The 16488-nt window shown below is 35.9% G+C and carries 15 protein-coding genes; 13 read left to right on the top strand and 2 right to left on the bottom strand.

The window, feature by feature from the left end:
* Positions 1 to 33 precede the first annotated feature (33 nt).
* From C794_RS17455 to C794_RS17430, 6 genes are all read left to right on the top strand, one after another.
* Positions 34 to 1104, top strand: coding sequence for a YkvI family membrane protein (locus C794_RS17455; RefSeq protein WP_017798464.1), 1071 nt, complete (start codon positions 34 to 36; stop codon positions 1102 to 1104).
* Positions 1105 to 1468: 364 nt separating this feature from the next.
* Positions 1469 to 3148, top strand: coding sequence for a peptide ABC transporter substrate-binding protein (locus tag C794_RS17450; RefSeq protein ID WP_017798463.1), 1680 nt, complete (start codon positions 1469 to 1471; stop codon positions 3146 to 3148).
* Positions 3149 to 3265: 117 nt separating this feature from the next.
* Positions 3266 to 4198: an oligopeptide ABC transporter permease gene (opp3b, locus tag C794_RS17445; protein WP_017798462.1), complete on the top strand. Its 933-nt coding sequence runs from the start codon at positions 3266 to 3268 to the stop codon at positions 4196 to 4198.
* Complete coding sequence (gene opp3C / locus C794_RS17440; RefSeq protein ID WP_017798461.1) at positions 4195 to 5211, top strand: oligopeptide ABC transporter permease; 1017 nt, start codon at positions 4195 to 4197, stop codon at positions 5209 to 5211. The genes opp3b and opp3C overlap by 4 nt, the downstream gene beginning before the upstream one ends.
* Before the next feature lie 18 nt (positions 5212 to 5229).
* The gene (locus tag C794_RS17435; protein WP_017798460.1) at positions 5230 to 6285 is read left to right on the top strand and encodes an ABC transporter ATP-binding protein; all 1056 of its coding nucleotides are present in this window, start codon (positions 5230 to 5232) and stop codon (positions 6283 to 6285) included.
* Position 6286: 1 nt separating this feature from the next.
* Positions 6287 to 7222, top strand: coding sequence for an ABC transporter ATP-binding protein (locus tag C794_RS17430; protein ID WP_017798459.1), 936 nt, complete (start codon positions 6287 to 6289; stop codon positions 7220 to 7222).
* A 43-nt stretch (positions 7223 to 7265) separates the two neighbouring features.
* On the opposite strand, the gene C794_RS17425 is transcribed toward C794_RS17430, so the two are convergent.
* Positions 7266 to 7601 (bottom strand): DUF3899 domain-containing protein, encoded by a 336-nt coding sequence (locus C794_RS17425; protein ID WP_017798458.1) that lies wholly within the window; start codon positions 7599 to 7601, stop codon positions 7266 to 7268.
* 198 nt (positions 7602 to 7799) lie between these two features.
* On the opposite strand from C794_RS17425, the gene C794_RS17420 reads away from it, so the two are divergent.
* Positions 7800 to 9872, top strand: a complete 2073-nt coding sequence (locus C794_RS17420; RefSeq protein WP_017798457.1) for a Z1 domain-containing protein — start codon at positions 7800 to 7802, stop codon at positions 9870 to 9872.
* Between the two features lie 85 nt (positions 9873 to 9957).
* Here the strand turns inward: C794_RS17420 and C794_RS21215 are convergent, their stop codons facing one another.
* Positions 9958 to 10089 carry a hypothetical protein gene (locus tag C794_RS21215; RefSeq protein WP_268258092.1) on the bottom strand — a complete coding sequence of 44 codons (132 nt, stop codon included), beginning with the start codon at positions 10087 to 10089 and terminating at the stop codon, positions 9958 to 9960.
* Between the two features lie 15 nt (positions 10090 to 10104).
* Here C794_RS21215 and C794_RS21210 point away from each other — a divergent pair, with 15 nt between their 5' ends.
* The 6 genes from C794_RS21210 to C794_RS17395 all read left to right on the top strand — a co-directional run bounded on the left by C794_RS21210 (position 10105) and on the right by C794_RS17395 (position 16475).
* On the top strand, positions 10105 to 10464 hold the full coding sequence (locus tag C794_RS21210) for a VOC family protein (RefSeq protein WP_017798456.1): 360 nt from the start codon (positions 10105 to 10107) through the stop codon (positions 10462 to 10464).
* Positions 10461 to 10895 (top strand): VOC family protein, encoded by a 435-nt coding sequence (locus C794_RS21205; protein WP_083900535.1) that lies wholly within the window; start codon positions 10461 to 10463, stop codon positions 10893 to 10895. The genes C794_RS21210 and C794_RS21205 overlap by 4 nt, the downstream gene beginning before the upstream one ends.
* 555 nt (positions 10896 to 11450) lie before the next feature.
* Positions 11451 to 13052, top strand: coding sequence for a sensor histidine kinase (locus C794_RS17410; RefSeq protein ID WP_017798454.1), 1602 nt, complete (start codon positions 11451 to 11453; stop codon positions 13050 to 13052).
* Positions 13049 to 13762, top strand: a complete 714-nt coding sequence (locus C794_RS17405) for a response regulator (protein WP_017798453.1) — start codon at positions 13049 to 13051, stop codon at positions 13760 to 13762. Before C794_RS17410 ends, C794_RS17405 begins: the two co-directional genes overlap by 4 nt.
* 127 nt (positions 13763 to 13889) lie before the next feature.
* A complete protein-coding gene (locus C794_RS17400) occupies positions 13890 to 15074 on the top strand; it encodes an NAD(P)-dependent malic enzyme (RefSeq protein WP_017798452.1) in 1185 nt (394 codons plus the stop codon).
* A gap of 84 nt (positions 15075 to 15158) precedes the next feature.
* Positions 15159 to 16475: a 2-hydroxycarboxylate transporter family protein gene (locus C794_RS17395; protein WP_017798451.1), complete on the top strand. Its 1317-nt coding sequence runs from the start codon at positions 15159 to 15161 to the stop codon at positions 16473 to 16475.
* Positions 16476 to 16488 lie beyond the last annotated feature (13 nt).

Raw genomic sequence — 16488 nt, 5'->3', positions numbered from 1 at the left:
TATATAATGACACAAGTTGGGAGGATATACATCATGAAAAAAATTCTACTGATTGGAAGCGCTTTTATCGGCGTAATCGTAGGTGCAGGATTTGCTTCAGGCCAAGAAGTGTTACAGTATTTTACTAGTTTTGGTCTCATGGGAACTATTGGGGCCGTAATTGCAACCGCTTTATTTGCGTATATTGGATTTGCGCTTGTGTGGTTAGGAAGTGTGATGAAAACAAATTCACATAAAGATGTGATATATCGAATTAGTGGAAAGTGGATTGGGCTCATTATCGACTACATTCTTATCTTTACACTCTTTGGTGTAGGTGTCGTTATGCTGGCGGGTGCAGGATCAAACCTAAATCAACAGTTTGGGGTACCTGCGATTGTAGGGACTATTTTAATGACAGTTTTAGTTATTATATGTGGGATGGTAAATATTGATAGAGTAGTATCTATAATTGGTAGTATTACACCATTCTTAATTTTATTTGTTATACTGATCTCCATTTATAGTTTCTTTACATTCGATGGGTCTATATCTGCATTAGATAACGTTGCACAACAACACACATCATCATTACCAAACTGGTTTATCGCTGGTATTAACTATGCTTCCTTTAATACTGCAGTAGGGGCATCAATGGCACTAGTAATGGGTGGAGCTGAAAAAGACTCAAGAACTGCAGCACTTGGTGGTTTGGTAGGTGGACTTGGATTAGGTATTCTAATCGTATTTAGCCACTTAGCAATATTCTCTAAAATTGAAGAGGTAGGAAGCATGGACATGCCTATGCTTGGTATTGTAAACGATATCTCTCCAATTTTAGGGTTTATTATGGCAATTGTTATATTCGCTATGATATTCAATACAGCGTTAAGTATGTTCTATTCATTCGGTGCTCGATTCGCTGATGTTGGTACAAAGAAATTTAAGAATTTTTATATCATTGTTATCTTAGCAGGATTCGCATGTAGTTTTGTAGGATTTACAGAACTTGTAGCTTTCTTCTATCCATTAATTGGTTATTTAGGACTTGTTTTAATTGGAGTTCTTATTTATGCACCATTTAAGGTGAAGAAAATGAAAGAGTTACAACAGCATTCTTCTTAAATACAAAATATCTACTAGAGCTTGTAGAGGATAATCCATCCTTTGCAAGCTTTTTTAGATTACAAAAACATGTATTTTGTAATAGTTAATTTTAACTGAAAATTTAAACTTCCGCTTATTTTTTTAGGAAAACAACCCAAATATTAACAATTGGTATTTAAATGGTAGTAATTTTCCGAAAAATTTCAAAAGCAGATGTAGAGCGGATTACAAGTTTAAATTTAAAATATTAAAAGTAAATATTTGTAAAATTTAGGTATGGAAAAGTGAGATAATTATAAAATAAACGGACATTTGTTCGTATTTACAATTAAAACAATAGTTGTATAATTGGAAAAGTACTAAAAAAAAGGTGGGGGTCTACATGAAAAAGTCACAACATTTTTACATTGCTGTCATTTTACTAGTAACAGCACTTGTACTAGCTGCCTGCGGTGGTAGTGATTCAGAAGGTTCAAGTGGTGGCAGTGGCAGTACTGATTCTTCTGATAAACAAGTTTTTAATATGATAGAAACTGCTGAGATTCCTACAGGTGATCCAGCGTTAGCAACTGATGCTGCTAGTTTTATTGTTTTTGGACAAACGATGGAAGGTCTATATGTTTTGGACGAAAACGATACACCAATTCCTGCAATTGCAGATGGTGAACCAGAAATAAGTGAAGATGGAAAAGTATATACATTCAAATTACGTGAAGATGCAAAATGGTCGAATGGTGACCCAGTAACTGCGCATGATTTCGTATATGCATGGAGAAGAGCAATCGATCCAGATACAGGATCTGAATATGCTTATATGTTTTCAGGAATTATTGAAAATGCAACAGAAGTTATGAATGGTGAAAAAGATCCAGAAGAGTTAAGCGTTGAAGCTAAAGAAGATTATACATTAGAAGTAACATTAGAACAGCCTGTTGAGTACTTAAATTCACTTCTCGCATTTGGAACGTATCTACCTTTAAATGAAGAATTTGTAGAAGAAAAAGGTAGTGACTTCGGTACAAACAGTGAAAATATGTTAGCAAATGGTCCATTTGAGTTAACGGAGTGGAATGGTTCAGGCTTAACATGGAAGTATGTAAAGAATGACCAATATTGGGATAACGAAAATGTAAGTTTAGATGAAGTAAATGTTCAAGTTTCGAAAGAACCAAGTACAGCTGTAAACTTATTTAATACTGATGAAGCTGATCGTACAGCTGCTTTAAGTTCCGAGTATGCTAGACAGTATAAAGACGATGAAAATGCATCTACTTTTAAAGAAGGTAGTTCGTGGTATCTTAAATTTAACCAAGAACGTGGAGGAGAAGAAACTCCTTTAGCTAATGAAAATATCCGTAAAGCCTTAGCAATGGCATTTGATAAAGAGTCATTTACAGAGACAGTATTGGCAAATGGTTCAGTACCATCTGATGGTTATGTTCCAGAAGGATTAGCTAAGAATCCTGAAACTGATCAAGATTTTAGAGAAGAAAGTGGAGATCTAATTTCTTATGACCCAGAACAAGCAAAAGAATATTGGGAAAAAGGGTTAGAAGAGCTAGGTGTTGAAGAGCTTCAACTTGATTTTCTAAGTGATGATACTGAAAATGCAAAAACAACATCTGAATATTTTCAAAATCAATTAGAGACTAACTTAGAAGGTCTATCTATTAAACTAACAAACGTTCCTTTCAAAGTTCGCTTACAGACTACTACTGATCAAGACTATGACATCGTTATGCACGGTTGGGGACCAGATTACCTTGATCCAATGACTTTCCTTGATTTATATGTAACTGATGGTACAAATAATAACACTGGTTACTCTAGTGAAGAGTATGATCAATTAATTGATGATGCTAAAGTGAAATATGCAAACGATCCTGAGAAACGTTGGGAAGCAATGTTAGAAGCCGAAAAACTATTAGTTCAAGAAGATACAGTTATTGCTCCTGTTTACCAACGTGGTAGAGTAGTTCTAATTAAGCCATATGTTAAGGGATTAGAAGAGCATTTATTTGGACCAGATTATACATTGAAAAATGTAACAATCGAAAAATAATATAAATTAACAAATAATTCTTAAATAGTGAGAGAGAGTATTTGAAAAAATACTCTCTTTCCCATTTCCGGTATTTATTAGAATTTTTTTATTTATGAGTTATTAGGAGGAAACAGGATGTTGAAGTACATCGGTAAACGTATTATATACTTAATTATTACGTTGTTTATCATAGCTTCTGTGACATTCTTTATGATGAAGTTTTTACCTGGTACGCCCTTTCAGAATGAAGAGAAGTTATCTATTGAACAACGTGAAATATTAAATGAAAAATATGGATTGGACGAGCCAATCCCTGTGCAATACTTTAACTATATGACCAATCTAGCTAAAGGAGATCTAGGGGTTTCTTTTCAGTTTGATAATCAACCAGTAACAGATTTGCTAGCAAATCGTATCGGTCCTTCACTACAATTAGGGTTTCAAGCAATGTTGATTGGGACCATCGTCGGTATATTACTAGGTGTACTTGCTGCAATGTTCCAAAATACATGGATAGATTATGGAAGTACCTTTTTATCCGTACTTGGTAAGTCCATCCCTTCATTTGTGCTAGCAGCACTAATGCAGTATGTAATTGGAGTACAACTAGAGTTATTACCGGTAGCTTCATGGAATGGTTTTGCCTCATCTATTATGCCTACGATTGCTTTGGCAATATTCCCAATCGCAACCGCCGCCAGATTCATGCGGACAGAACTAATCGAAGTTTTTGGTTCTGATTATATTACCCTAGCAAAAGCTAAAGGAAACTCTAGAATGGAAGTTTCTATGAAACATGCTGTTCGAAATGCGTTAATTCCTTTAGTGACCGTATTAGGTCCTATGGCTGTTAGCTTGATGACAGGTTCAATGGTTGTTGAGCAAATATTTGCTATTCCAGGTATCGGAGAGCAATTTGTAAAATCGATTCAAACAAATGATTTTCCAATTATTATGGGAACAACGTTATTTTTTGCTTTCTTATTAACGGTAATTATTCTTATTATTGATATATTATATGGAATAATTGATCCGAGAATTCGATTGACTGGAGGGGATAAATCATGAGTAATATGACAGAAATACCAAAAAGTCAATTTGAGCCCGCTCCAAGAGACAATGAAAATAATGAAAAAATAGAGAAGCCTCAGCTTTCTTTTATGAAAGATGCATGGCTTAGAGTTCGAAAAAATAAAGGCGCGGTAATCAGCGTTATCTTTTTAGGTTTCATCGTGTTGATGGCTATTATAGGTCCATATTTATCCCCTTATGATGGCACTACACAAGATGTGTCGAAATCTAATTTACCTCCAAGAGTACCTGTTTTAGAAGATTTCGGAATATTTGATGGAAATCAGGTTATTGGTGGAGTTGAGACAAATAAATATGAGGATTTAAATATAGAGGAATATTATTGGTTTGGTACAGATAGTCTTGGTCGAGACTTATTTACACGTACTTGGTTAGGAACGAGAGTATCTCTGTACATTGCATTATTAGCTGCTGCGATTGACATGGCTTTCGGTGTAATTTATGGACTTGTGTCAGGATTTAAAGGCGGTAGAGTAGATAATTATATGCAACGAATATTAGAAGTAATGTCAGGAATTCCCAATCTTATCGTTGTTATATTGATGCTACTAATTTTAGAACCAGGTATTCTATCGATTACATTAGCAATGGTAATTACCGGTTGGATAGGTATGGCCAGGGTCGTTAGGGGACAGGTACTGAAATTAAAAGACCAGGAATTTATACTTGCTTCCCGTACATTAGGGGCGAAGAATGGAAGGTTATTATTTAAACATTTATTACCGAATCTATCAGGTATAATCATTATCAATACAATGTTTACTATTCCTAGTGCTATTTTCTTTGAAGCATTTTTAAGCTTTATTGGAATCGGTCTACAAGCGCCACAAGCATCGTTAGGGACATTAATTGAAGATGGGTATAAAACTTTCCAATTCTTACCGCATTTAATGGTTATTCCGTGTATTGTAATTTGTATTATTTTAATCACGTGTAATTTAATAGGTGACGGACTACGTGACGCATTTGATCCAAAAATGCGCGATTAATAACTGAGGTGACGGAACTTGAAAAAAATATTAGAAGTGAAAGATTTGAATATTTCGTTTCATACATTTGCCGGTGAAGTACAAGCAATTAGAGGTGTTAATTTTGAATTAAATGAAGGAGAGACACTCGCAATTGTTGGTGAATCTGGTTCTGGTAAATCAGTGACAACGAAATCAATCATGAAATTACTTACCAGTAATGCAGAAATAAAGTCTGGTGAAATTAACTTTAATAACCAAAATCTTATTAGTGCATCGGAAAAAGAGATGCAGAAAATACGTGGGAAAGATATCTCGATGATTTTCCAAGATCCAATGACATCTCTGAATCCAACGATGACAATTGGTAAGCAGATTATGGAGCCGTTAATAAAACATCGTAACTTAAGTAAATCGGCTGCGAGAGAGAAAGCAATCGAACTTTTAGATTTAGTAGGGATTCCTAAACCGGATATCCGTATTAAACAATATCCTCATCAGTTTTCAGGAGGGATGCGACAACGTGTCGTTATCGCTATTGCACTTGCTTGTGCACCGAAGATTTTAATTGCGGATGAACCGACTACAGCTTTAGATGTAACTATTCAAGGACAAATCTTGGATCTAATGAAAGATTTACAAAAGCAAATCGAAACTTCTATTATCTTTATTACGCATGATTTAGGTGTAGTAGCAAATGTTGCTGACCGTGTTGCTGTTATGTATGGTGGAAAAATTGTAGAAGTGGGTACCGTGGATGAGATTTTTTATAATCCACAACATCCATATACATGGGGATTAATTAGTTCTATGCCAAGTCTAGATACGAAAGATGAAGAGTTATTTGTTATACCTGGAACCCCACCAGATTTACTTCATCCACCAAAAGGGGATGCATTTGCTCCTCGAAATAAATATGCTATGAAAATCGATTTAGAAGAAGAACCGCCAATGTTTAAAATATCAGATACGCATTTTGCTGCGACTTGGTTGTTGCATTCTAACGCGCCTAAAGTGGAGCCCCCACTAGCTGTGAAAGAAAGATGGGATAAGTTTCACAATAACCAAACTAGTTCGTCAGACGGGGGGAAATGATGTGGCGGAAAAGTTAATTGAAGTAAAGAATTTAAAGCAATATTTTAATGAAGGAAAGGCAAAAGAAGTACGAGCGGTAGATGATATTTCTTTTGATATATATAAAGGTGAGACACTAGGCTTAGTAGGAGAGTCAGGTTGTGGTAAATCTACTACTGGTAGAACGATGATTCGTCTATATAATGCAACAGATGGTGAAGTATTATATAAAGGAACGAACGTTCATGGTAAAAAATCCAAAGAAGATTTAAAGCAATTTAATAGAAAGATGCAAATGATTTTCCAAGATCCATATGCTTCACTTAATCCAAGAATGAAAGTATCTGATATTATTGCAGAAGGTATCGATATACATGGGCTTGCTAAAACTACCGGAGAACGTATGGAGAAAGTGTATGAACTCTTAGAAACAGTAGGTTTGAATCGAGAACATGCTACTCGATTCCCGCATGAATTCTCTGGCGGACAAAGACAGCGAATTGGCATAGCCAGAGCATTAGCGGTTGAGCCTGAATTTATCATTGCCGATGAGCCGATTTCTGCATTAGACGTATCTATTCAAGCACAAGTAGTTAACTTACTCAAAAAACTTCAACATGAGAAGCAACTGACTTACTTATTTATTGCGCATGATTTATCGATGGTGAAATATATAAGTGATCGAATTGGAGTTATGTATTTTGGGAAATTAGTAGAGTTGGCTCCAGCGGAAGATTTATATCGTAATCCACTGCATCCTTATACGAAATCCTTACTCTCAGCTATCCCACTTCCGGATCCTGAGTATGAGCGTTCTCGTACTAGAGAATCATATGATCCGAGAATACATCAGTATAAGGAAAGTGACGAAGTAGCGATGCGTGAGGTTTCACCAGGCCATTTCGTATATTGCTCAGAAGAAGAATTTAAAAACTATAAAACTGAATATAATAAATAAAACAACAAGGCAGTCATTTTGAATGGCTGCCTTGTTTGGTATATTAGCTAGTTTGTAGTAGTAGAGCAGCTAGCATGATAATAATGGTGACGATGCTTGCTATAAATAGTGCTGAATAGTTTTGGGGAACTAACTTAGATAATGGGCTTCTATCCTTGTCTTCCATACGGCTAAAAATATTCTGGAAACTAAAAAATACAACATCAAAAAAACGTCCTTTTATAACAAAAAGAGTTAAAGAAATAAGCAAAAAAATAGAGCCTATAACAAAAGCAACGTTAATATAAGATAGAAGCTCTAATTTTTTATACATAAACAGTGTGAATATAATAATGAGTAGTTGTAAAATTCCTACCCATAGGAATACTTTTTTAAGCATTACTTATCTACTTCCTTTAGTAATTAAATGAATACCAGTTTGATAATGTGAAATTTTATTTGATGGTCATTTTACTCTCCGTTTCATGTGGGATAATTTATTTCTATGATAGAATCAATTATATTAATTATACAATAAATCAACCAACTTATATATGCTTGAGAGTGAGTAAACAGGGTAGAAACAACGGAGGAAAATATGCAACAAGTAAAGACACATACAACAGGAATGTTTTATACATATTTAAAAGAGAAAAATACGTATTCCAATGAAACAATGCATTGTATTGAAAAAACGTTAGAAAATCTATTACGTTATGGAACTACGCTGAACAGACCAGGGATGTTGCTAGGGAAAATCCAAAGTGGGAAGACTCGAACATTTATTGGTTTATCAGGGCTTGCGATGGATAATGGCTTTGATGTAATCATTGTTTTGACAAAAGGAACCAGAGCTTTAGCTAGACAAACATTACAACGTTTATACCTAGAGTTTGCTGGTATCGAAGATGAGGATGTCTTGCAAATTCATGATATTATGTCGATGCCAGAAAATCTAATTGAATATGAATTACAGCAAAAACAAATGATCGTAGTGAAAAAGGAAACTAATAATTTGAAGCGTTTGGAAGAAGTTTTATCGATAAGATATCCAACTTTAGCAACGAAAAAAACACTAATAATTGATGATGAGGCAGACTTTGCAAGTATCGGCTTTTCTAAAACAAAGCGAGAGATTACAGAAATCAATGTAATCGCTGGACAAATTGATAGTCTTCGCAGGAATCTAACAGATGTTAGTTTCTTACAAGTAACCGCAACACCATATTCTCTTTATTTACAGCCGGAAACACTAAAAGTAGATGGGTCTACAAAGGTCTTTGAACCGGTAAAACCTGTATTTACAGAACTGGTGCCTGTACCAAATGAATATATTGGTGGGGAGTATTACTTTGGGGATAGTAAGATAGGCGATTCTATTTCTTCCAATATATATGAACCGATTAACGAAGGTGAATTAATTGCTTTAAAAAAGCCAGACCGAAGAAGATTTAAATTAGAAGAAGCGTTACAAAGTAATAAGATTGCCTCACTCAGAAATTCAATTATTCATTTTGTTGTTGGGGGCGTCATGCGCCGGATTCAACAAAAGCAGCAAGGAACACGAATGAATAAGTATAGCTTCATTATCCATACCGAGCAATCTAAGTTATCTCATGAGTGGCAAGAAACGATAGTCTTAGAAGTAAAACGGCATTTACAACAAGCGGCAAATACACAACCAGAATTACTCCTTAATTTCATAAAAACTTCATTTGAAAACATGAAAAAGTCATTAACGAGTCTAGGAGCGGAAATTCCTTCATTTGCCGAAGTGCAATTTGAAACCTTATGGGCACTTCAGAAAGATCATCTTTTGATTTCAAAAGTCAATTCAGAAACGGATATAAATCAGCTTCTAGATAACTCAGGACAATTGAAACTTAGAGCTCCACTAAATATATTTATTGGAGGCCAAATCTTAGATAGAGGGATTACTATTGCGAATTTAATCGGCTTTTATTATGGCAGAAATCCTCGTCGCTTTCAGCAAGATACTGTTCTGCAACATTCCCGTATGTATGGTTTTCGGCCTAAGGAAGATTTAGCTGTTACAAGATTTTATACAACGAAAGAAATTTATAATGTCATGATGAAGATACATGAATTTGATGCTGGATTACGAAAGGCTTTTGAACAAGGTGGACAAGATCAGGGGGTCGTCTTTATCCAACAAGATCTACGTAATGAAATCATTCCGTGCAGCCCTAATAAATTATTACTGTCAAAAACAACAACATTACGCCCGTATAAACGAATGCTGCCAGTTGGTTTTCAGACTGGATATAAGACATATATTAGCCAAATAGTAGAAAAAATCGATCGAGCGATTGGGGAGAGTGGTAAAAAAGATGGCGTTGCTTTTTTAATACGGCTTGATAATGCAAAGAAAATTATACGAACCATTGCAAAAACATTTGATGACAACACAGGACCATCTTGGGATGTAAAAGCCTTTCTAGCAAGTATGGAATATTTGTCCCGGCATACCGATTCCGACTATCAAGGGCATGTTTGGTGTATTGTGAAGCGAGGCAGAAATATGAGTAGGATTCGTCCTGGTTCTGACCGTTATGAAGATGCTCCAGATACCCCTGCTGGCGAAAAAGGAGAATTAAGAATAGCGAAGCAAGTAGCTACAGATATTCCGGCTTTACTTTTATTACGTTAAAATGGAGAGGAAGAAAAAGGATGGAGAGGAACTCCGTTTTGGTGGCCAGTATTGGTTGCTCCAAAAAACACAAAAACTGTGGTGTTTACGAGCGAATCATTAAGTGAACAGGATGAAACCGAATATTAACGACTGCTGCATTTTCCTGTAATAAGTAGCGTATAATCAACTTTACAAAGGATACAACAAATGGTAAAAGTAGAATAATATTATTCATTTAGGGAGGCCATCCATGTCTTTTTTATTTGATCATTTTGTACATGTAGTAAACGATCCACAGATAGCGATGGAACGTTGTAAGGAACTCGGAATCCATGCAGTTCAAGGAGGAAGACATGAGAATTTAGGGACTTATAACGCGTTAAGTTACTTTGGCCTTAGTTATATTGAGTTTATTGATGTATTTAGCGAACAACTTGCAAACGAAGCGGCTAAGGTCAATCATGGGCTTATCAAAAGTGTTCTAGATGAAAAAGAAGAAGGAGCTGTACGAGTAGCATTACGTTCAAAAGATTTACAAGCTGACACAGAACGTTTTGCTTCTCTTGGCTTTGAGGTGAATGGACCCACACTCGGCCAGACGGAAGTATAATCAAATGGAAGTTATTATTTGTAGGGCGTGATGGAATATCGCCTGAATTGCCATTTTTCATTGAATGGGACGAATCAGATGAATGGAGAAAACAAGATTTAGAGAAAAGCAATGCTATTGCAGATCACCCAATAGGAGATATAGCTTTGGAGAGTATTGGATTTGCAGTAGAAAATGGAGCAGAAATTGCTGCATCATGGAGTGAATTGCTCGGTGTAAAGGTAGGCAATTCTTTTATTGATAGAGAGCTTGACGCAACAGGATATCCGTTACTTATTCCAGGTGGGAATTTTATCTTTTATGAACCGAATGTTAATGGAAAAGTAGAATCTTTTCTACAAACAAAAGGTGAGAAACCGTTTATGGTTCAGTTCAGTGGCGGCGAAAGAAAAACAATTAATTTTTCAGGAGCTTTATATCGATTTGGATAAATCTCTTTCAAAGGTAAAGCAGTTGTAAAAACCCAAAACAACTAGAGAAAATCATTGGGATGGTAAATAGAGCAGGTCTCAAAACCTAAATAACTAAAGAAAAGCAAAAAAATTGGTCAATAGACCGGCTCTCATAAACAAAAAATCTAAAGAAAAGCAAAAAAGTGGTCAATAGACCAGCTCTCATAACCAAAAAACTAAAGAATTCCCTCGCAAATGTACAATAACATTTCTAAATTCTAGACCACGAAATGCCCTCTGGGATTGGGCTAGGAGAAAACGCGGATTGTGCCGGGGTAATCCGTGGTCCTCTTTTCAAATCTCAACCGCCACACCACAAGGTGAGCGTCTTTACAAAGGCATTCATTCCAATTATCTTAGATTAATTGTATTAACTTTTATTTAAAATTTACAACTTAACAACGACTCTTCCGGATACTCATTGGTGAAGAATGTAGACTCTTTACTAATACCTAAACAAGTTTCGTTGATCACTACTCTTATATGAATTTTCTATGATAGCATAAAGTGATAATAATCTTGGGGGAAATATCGATGGGTAAGAAAAAAACACGCCTTAGCGTATTGATAACAACGCTTGTTTGTTTAGTTGTTATTATTGTTCTCATTACCAATGATCTGTTAATTAATTATGCAACGGGTGAACGGCTTAAAGAAAATATTGAAGAGAAAGCAGTGATTATTTCTCGAACAATGGCCAAGTCCGAATGGGTAATTAATGGACTACAGAATAAAGATGAGGAAAAACATATACAAGAATATACGAATGAAATAAGTCGCTCCACGGATTTAACATTTATTGTAGTAATGGATATGAATGGTATACGTAAGTCACATCCGAACTCGGAGTTAATTGGAAAACCCTTTGTAGGAGGAGATGAAGATACAGTATTAGAACAAGGTATCGAGCATATTTCCATATCGGAGGGAACGCTTGGGGACTCATTACGCGCTTTTTCGCCGATATTTAATGGAGACGGCGAACAAATTGGCGCAGTATCGGTGGGGATATCATTACAAGAAATAAATGATGTCATCTATAACAACCATATCAGCAATCTAATTAGTTCGATTGTTGGTTTAATTATTGGAATCTTGGGAGCTTGGTTTATTGCTCGTTATATTAAGCGGATATTATTTGGACTAGAGCCGTTTCAGATTGCTAAGATGTTAAAAGAAAGAAGTGCTACGTTAGAGTCTGCTAGAGAAGGTATTATTACCATCGATACAGACCATAAAATAACGATAGTAAATAAAGCAGCGATGAAAGTTTTTGAAAAAGCAGGAATTACTGAATCTCCTGTTGGGAAAAGCGTAGAACAAGTTCTTCCTCACTCCCATTTAGAAGAAATTTTAGAAAGTAAACAACCTGCGATGGATGTTGAACAGAAAATAAATGGAGTGACGATTTTGGCAAATCGTATGCCAATCGTAGTGAATGACGAAGTGGTAGGTGCTATTTCTACTTTTAGAGATTTAACGGAACTAAAACAATTAGCCAAACAATTATCAGGTGTTAAGCTGTATGCAGAAGCATTACGTGCACAGTCTCATGAATTTATGAACAAATTACATGTGATTAATGGCATGGTAACGACAAAAAGTTACGATGAGTTAGATGACTATATTAAACAAATTGTTAATCAGCGTAATGAAGAACTCAATCACGTCGTTAAGAATGTAAAAGACTCGATTTTGGCTGGATTTCTTCTAGGCAAACTAAGCGATGCAAGGGAAAGAGATGTTAATCTTCAAATAGATATTGCAGAAGAAATACCTGCCGTTCCCGATAATCAAGTTGTTCATAAATTAATTACTGTTATCGGCAATTTAATAGATAATGCAATCGATGCAATAATATCCAAAGAAAACCGAACAATTGATATGTATGTAAGCTATAAAAACGATTGGCTCTATATTGGAATTCAAGATTATGGTGTTGGTATAGATGAAAATACACAACAGCAGATGTTTCAAAAAGGATATTCCACAAAAGGAAATAATCGTGGGTATGGTTTGTATTTAGTAAAACAGAGCGTAGAAGCTTTGGGTGGATCCCTGCGTTTTGAAACGCTTGAAGCTGGAACTATTTTTGAAGTTGAAGTTCCTTATAAGATAAGGAGAGATATACGATGATTCGGGTACTAATTGTGGAAGATGATCCAATGGTAGCGGAGTTTAATAATAGATATATTCAGCTGATCGATGGATTCGAAGTAACAGCAATAGCAACGAATACAACCGAAGCGAAGAAAATCTTGGAACAACAAACAGTTGAATTATTATTGCTGGATGTGTATATGCCAGATGAAAATGGATTAGCGCTACTTTCTTATATTCGAAGTAAGGATGTGGAAGTGGATGTGATATTAATAACTGCCGCATCAGATAAAGAACGTATACGGCAAGCCCTACGATTTGGTGCTGTAGATTATTTAATCAAACCATTTGAATTTGAACGATTAGAACAATCACTTCTTGTTTATAAAGAAAAACAAGAATTATTAATGGACAAAGAAGGTATGACTCAAAAGGAACTGGACAAGTTTATGCATGTGGAAGAAGAAGCGAGTGAATCAGAAAAAATGTTGCCAAAAGGTCTGACAGAGTCAACGTTACAAGTCATCGTATCCGAAATCAGGCGACAGCATGGCGCGTTTTTCTCTACAGATGAATTAGCAGAACAAACCAATATTTCCCGTGTATCTATACGTAAATATTTAAAGTTCTTAGTAGACATTGATTGGATCGAAGAGAAGATGACATATGGGATAGGACGACCAGTCTATTCGTATCAGTATAAAAGAGAAAATGACCATCACTTACATCCGTATGTAAGCAACTAATTTAGAATTGGCTGCTTTTTTTAATTTCAAAACCCTTTTAATAGTTTCAAAACCGTTCAATTTTTTGTCAAATATTTATAATAAATATGAAATCGAATTGAAAGCGATTACGGTGGGGGTAATTATAGTGGTAAATAAAAATTTAAAAGATGAAGCAATTGAACTTCATTATAAACATAAAGGAAAGCTAGAAATCACAGGGAAAATGGAAATAAATAGTGAAGACGATTTAAGTCTTGTGTATACACCTGGGGTTGCGGATGTATGTAAACAGATTGCAGACGATCCGAAAAAAATCAATACACTTACATCTCGGGGAAACATGGTAGGGATTGTAACAGACGGTACAGCAGTACTTGGCCTAGGAAATATTGGACCAAAAGCAGCAATGCCTGTGATGGAAGGAAAAGCATTATTATTCAAGAAATTCGCTAACATTGATGGGTTTCCTATTTGTTTAGATACTACGGATGTAGATGAAATTGTAAATATTGTAAAAGCAATGGGACCAACTTTTGCTGGGATTAATCTTGAAGATATTGCAGCTCCTCGCTGCTTTGAAATTGAAAAACGTCTGAAAGAAGAATTAGATATTCCAGTATTCCACGATGATCAGCATGGAACTGCAATTGTTGTTCTAGCAGCATTAACGAATGCATTAAAAGTGGTAAACAAACAAACTCGTCCAATTAAAATTGTGATTAATGGTGCTGGTGCAGCAGGAATTGCCATAGCGAAGCTACTCTATCATGCCGGATTGACAAATATCACATTAGTAAGCTTAGAAGGCGTTGTAGCAAAAGGCGAAGAATGGTTGAATCCGATGCAAGCAGAAATGGCAGAAGTAACTAATAAAGATAATGTTCGCGGTACTTTAAAAGATGCGATTACAGAGGCGGATGTATTCATCGGTGTATCCGGTCCAGGAGCATTAAAGAAAGAACATATTCAAACAATGGCGAAGGATCCGATTATCTTTGCACTTGCGAATCCAATTCCAGAAATCTATCCAGAAGAGGCGATAGAAGCTGGTGCAGCAGTCGTGGCAACGGGGCGCTCTGATTATCCGAATCAAGTCAATAATTTACTTGCATTTCCAGGAATATTCCGAGGAGCAATTGATGCGGGAGCAAGGGACATTACTACCGAAATGAAGGTTGCTGCAGCTTATGGGATTGCGAATGTACTAAATGATCAGGAAGTTTCTAAAGATAAGGTAATCCCAAATGCCTTGGATGAGAGAGCGGCAGAACGTGTTGCGCAAGCTGTTATGTCGAGTGCTATTCAACAGAAAAAGAAACAAGCTCTGTAAGTTAATGTAAGAGGGGAAGAGTCTTCCTTATCTTTTATAGGGAGGCTCTTCAAAAAACAAAAGTGAATGAGAAAGGTGAATAGAATGAAAGATTCTACAGAAATGAAAACGAATACAACAAAAAATAATACAGTTTCCCTTCCACAAACCGGAGTGAAAATATTTGGATTGCCAGTGTTATGGTTTCTTCTATTTTCAGCAATAACGATTATCGCAATATATTCTGGTAGCCTTCCAGCTGGTATGATTGGTAGTTTACTTGTCATGATTGTAATTGGTGAACTATTAGGATTCGTCGGAGATAGAACGCCAATCGTACGTACCTTCCTTGGTGGGGGAGCAATTGTCGCGATATTCGGCTCTGCGTTTATGGTATATAGCGGTATATTGCCAGAGTATGTCGTTACAGGCGTTACTGATTTTATGACAACTGGCGGTTTTCTTGATTTTTATATTGCAGCACTTATTACCGGAAGTATTTTGGGAATGAGCTCTAAGCTATTAGTTAAAGTTGGTGTCCGTTTCTTTGTTCCTATCTTCGGAGCAATCATTGGTGCGATTATTTTAGCAGCTATTATTGGTAGCATTGTAGGATTCACGATTCAAGACGCAATACTTGTTTTAACGTTACCGATTATGGGTGGAGGCATGGGAGCAGGCGCTGTTCCGATGAGTCAAATCTATTCAGAACTATTAGGCAACAGTCCAAGTTACTATATCTCCATGTTAGTACCTGCACTAGCTCTAGGAAATGTATTTGCGATTGTTTTAGCTAGTGTACTAAATTTAATTGGAAAGAAATATCCTTCTTTAACAGGGAACGGGCAAATTATTGAAGGAGTAACGGAAGAGAAAAAGGAACAAAAATATGATATTAAATTAATGGGAGCAGGGTTGCTTGCAGCAATTGCTTTCTTTACAATTGGCTCTGTGTTAGGTGATTTCTTACCAATTCATGCGTATGCTATTATGATTATCTTAGTAGCTTTAACTAAAATTGCGAATATCTTACCAAAAACGGTTTTAGATGGTGCAAGTCAGTGGTATCAGTTTGTAGCTAGTAACTGGACATTAGCACTGTTATTCGGAATCGGGGTTGCGTACACTGATTTAAATACAGTAATCGAAGCATTGACACTTCAATATATTCTAACTGTATTTGCTGTCGTACTAGGAGCAATACTTGGTGCAGGTTTACTAGGTAAACTCGTAGGATTTTACCCAATTGAGGCAGCTATTACAGGTGGATTATGTATGGCCAACATGGGAGGTACGGGAGATGTAGCAGTATTATCTGCTTCCAAACGTATGGAATTAATGCCATTCGCTCAAATCTCCTCTCGCTTAGGTGGAGCAATTATACTGCTCATTACTGGCTTAATCATACAAATGTTCTTATAGACAACATTATTAA

Source organism: Oceanobacillus kimchii X50 (genome assembly GCF_000340475.1).
GTDB classification, from domain to species: domain Bacteria; phylum Bacillota; class Bacilli; order Bacillales; family Amphibacillaceae; genus Oceanobacillus; species Oceanobacillus kimchii.
The sequence above is the reverse complement of the archived record's forward strand: the minus strand, read 5'-3'. Positions and strand labels throughout refer to the sequence as shown.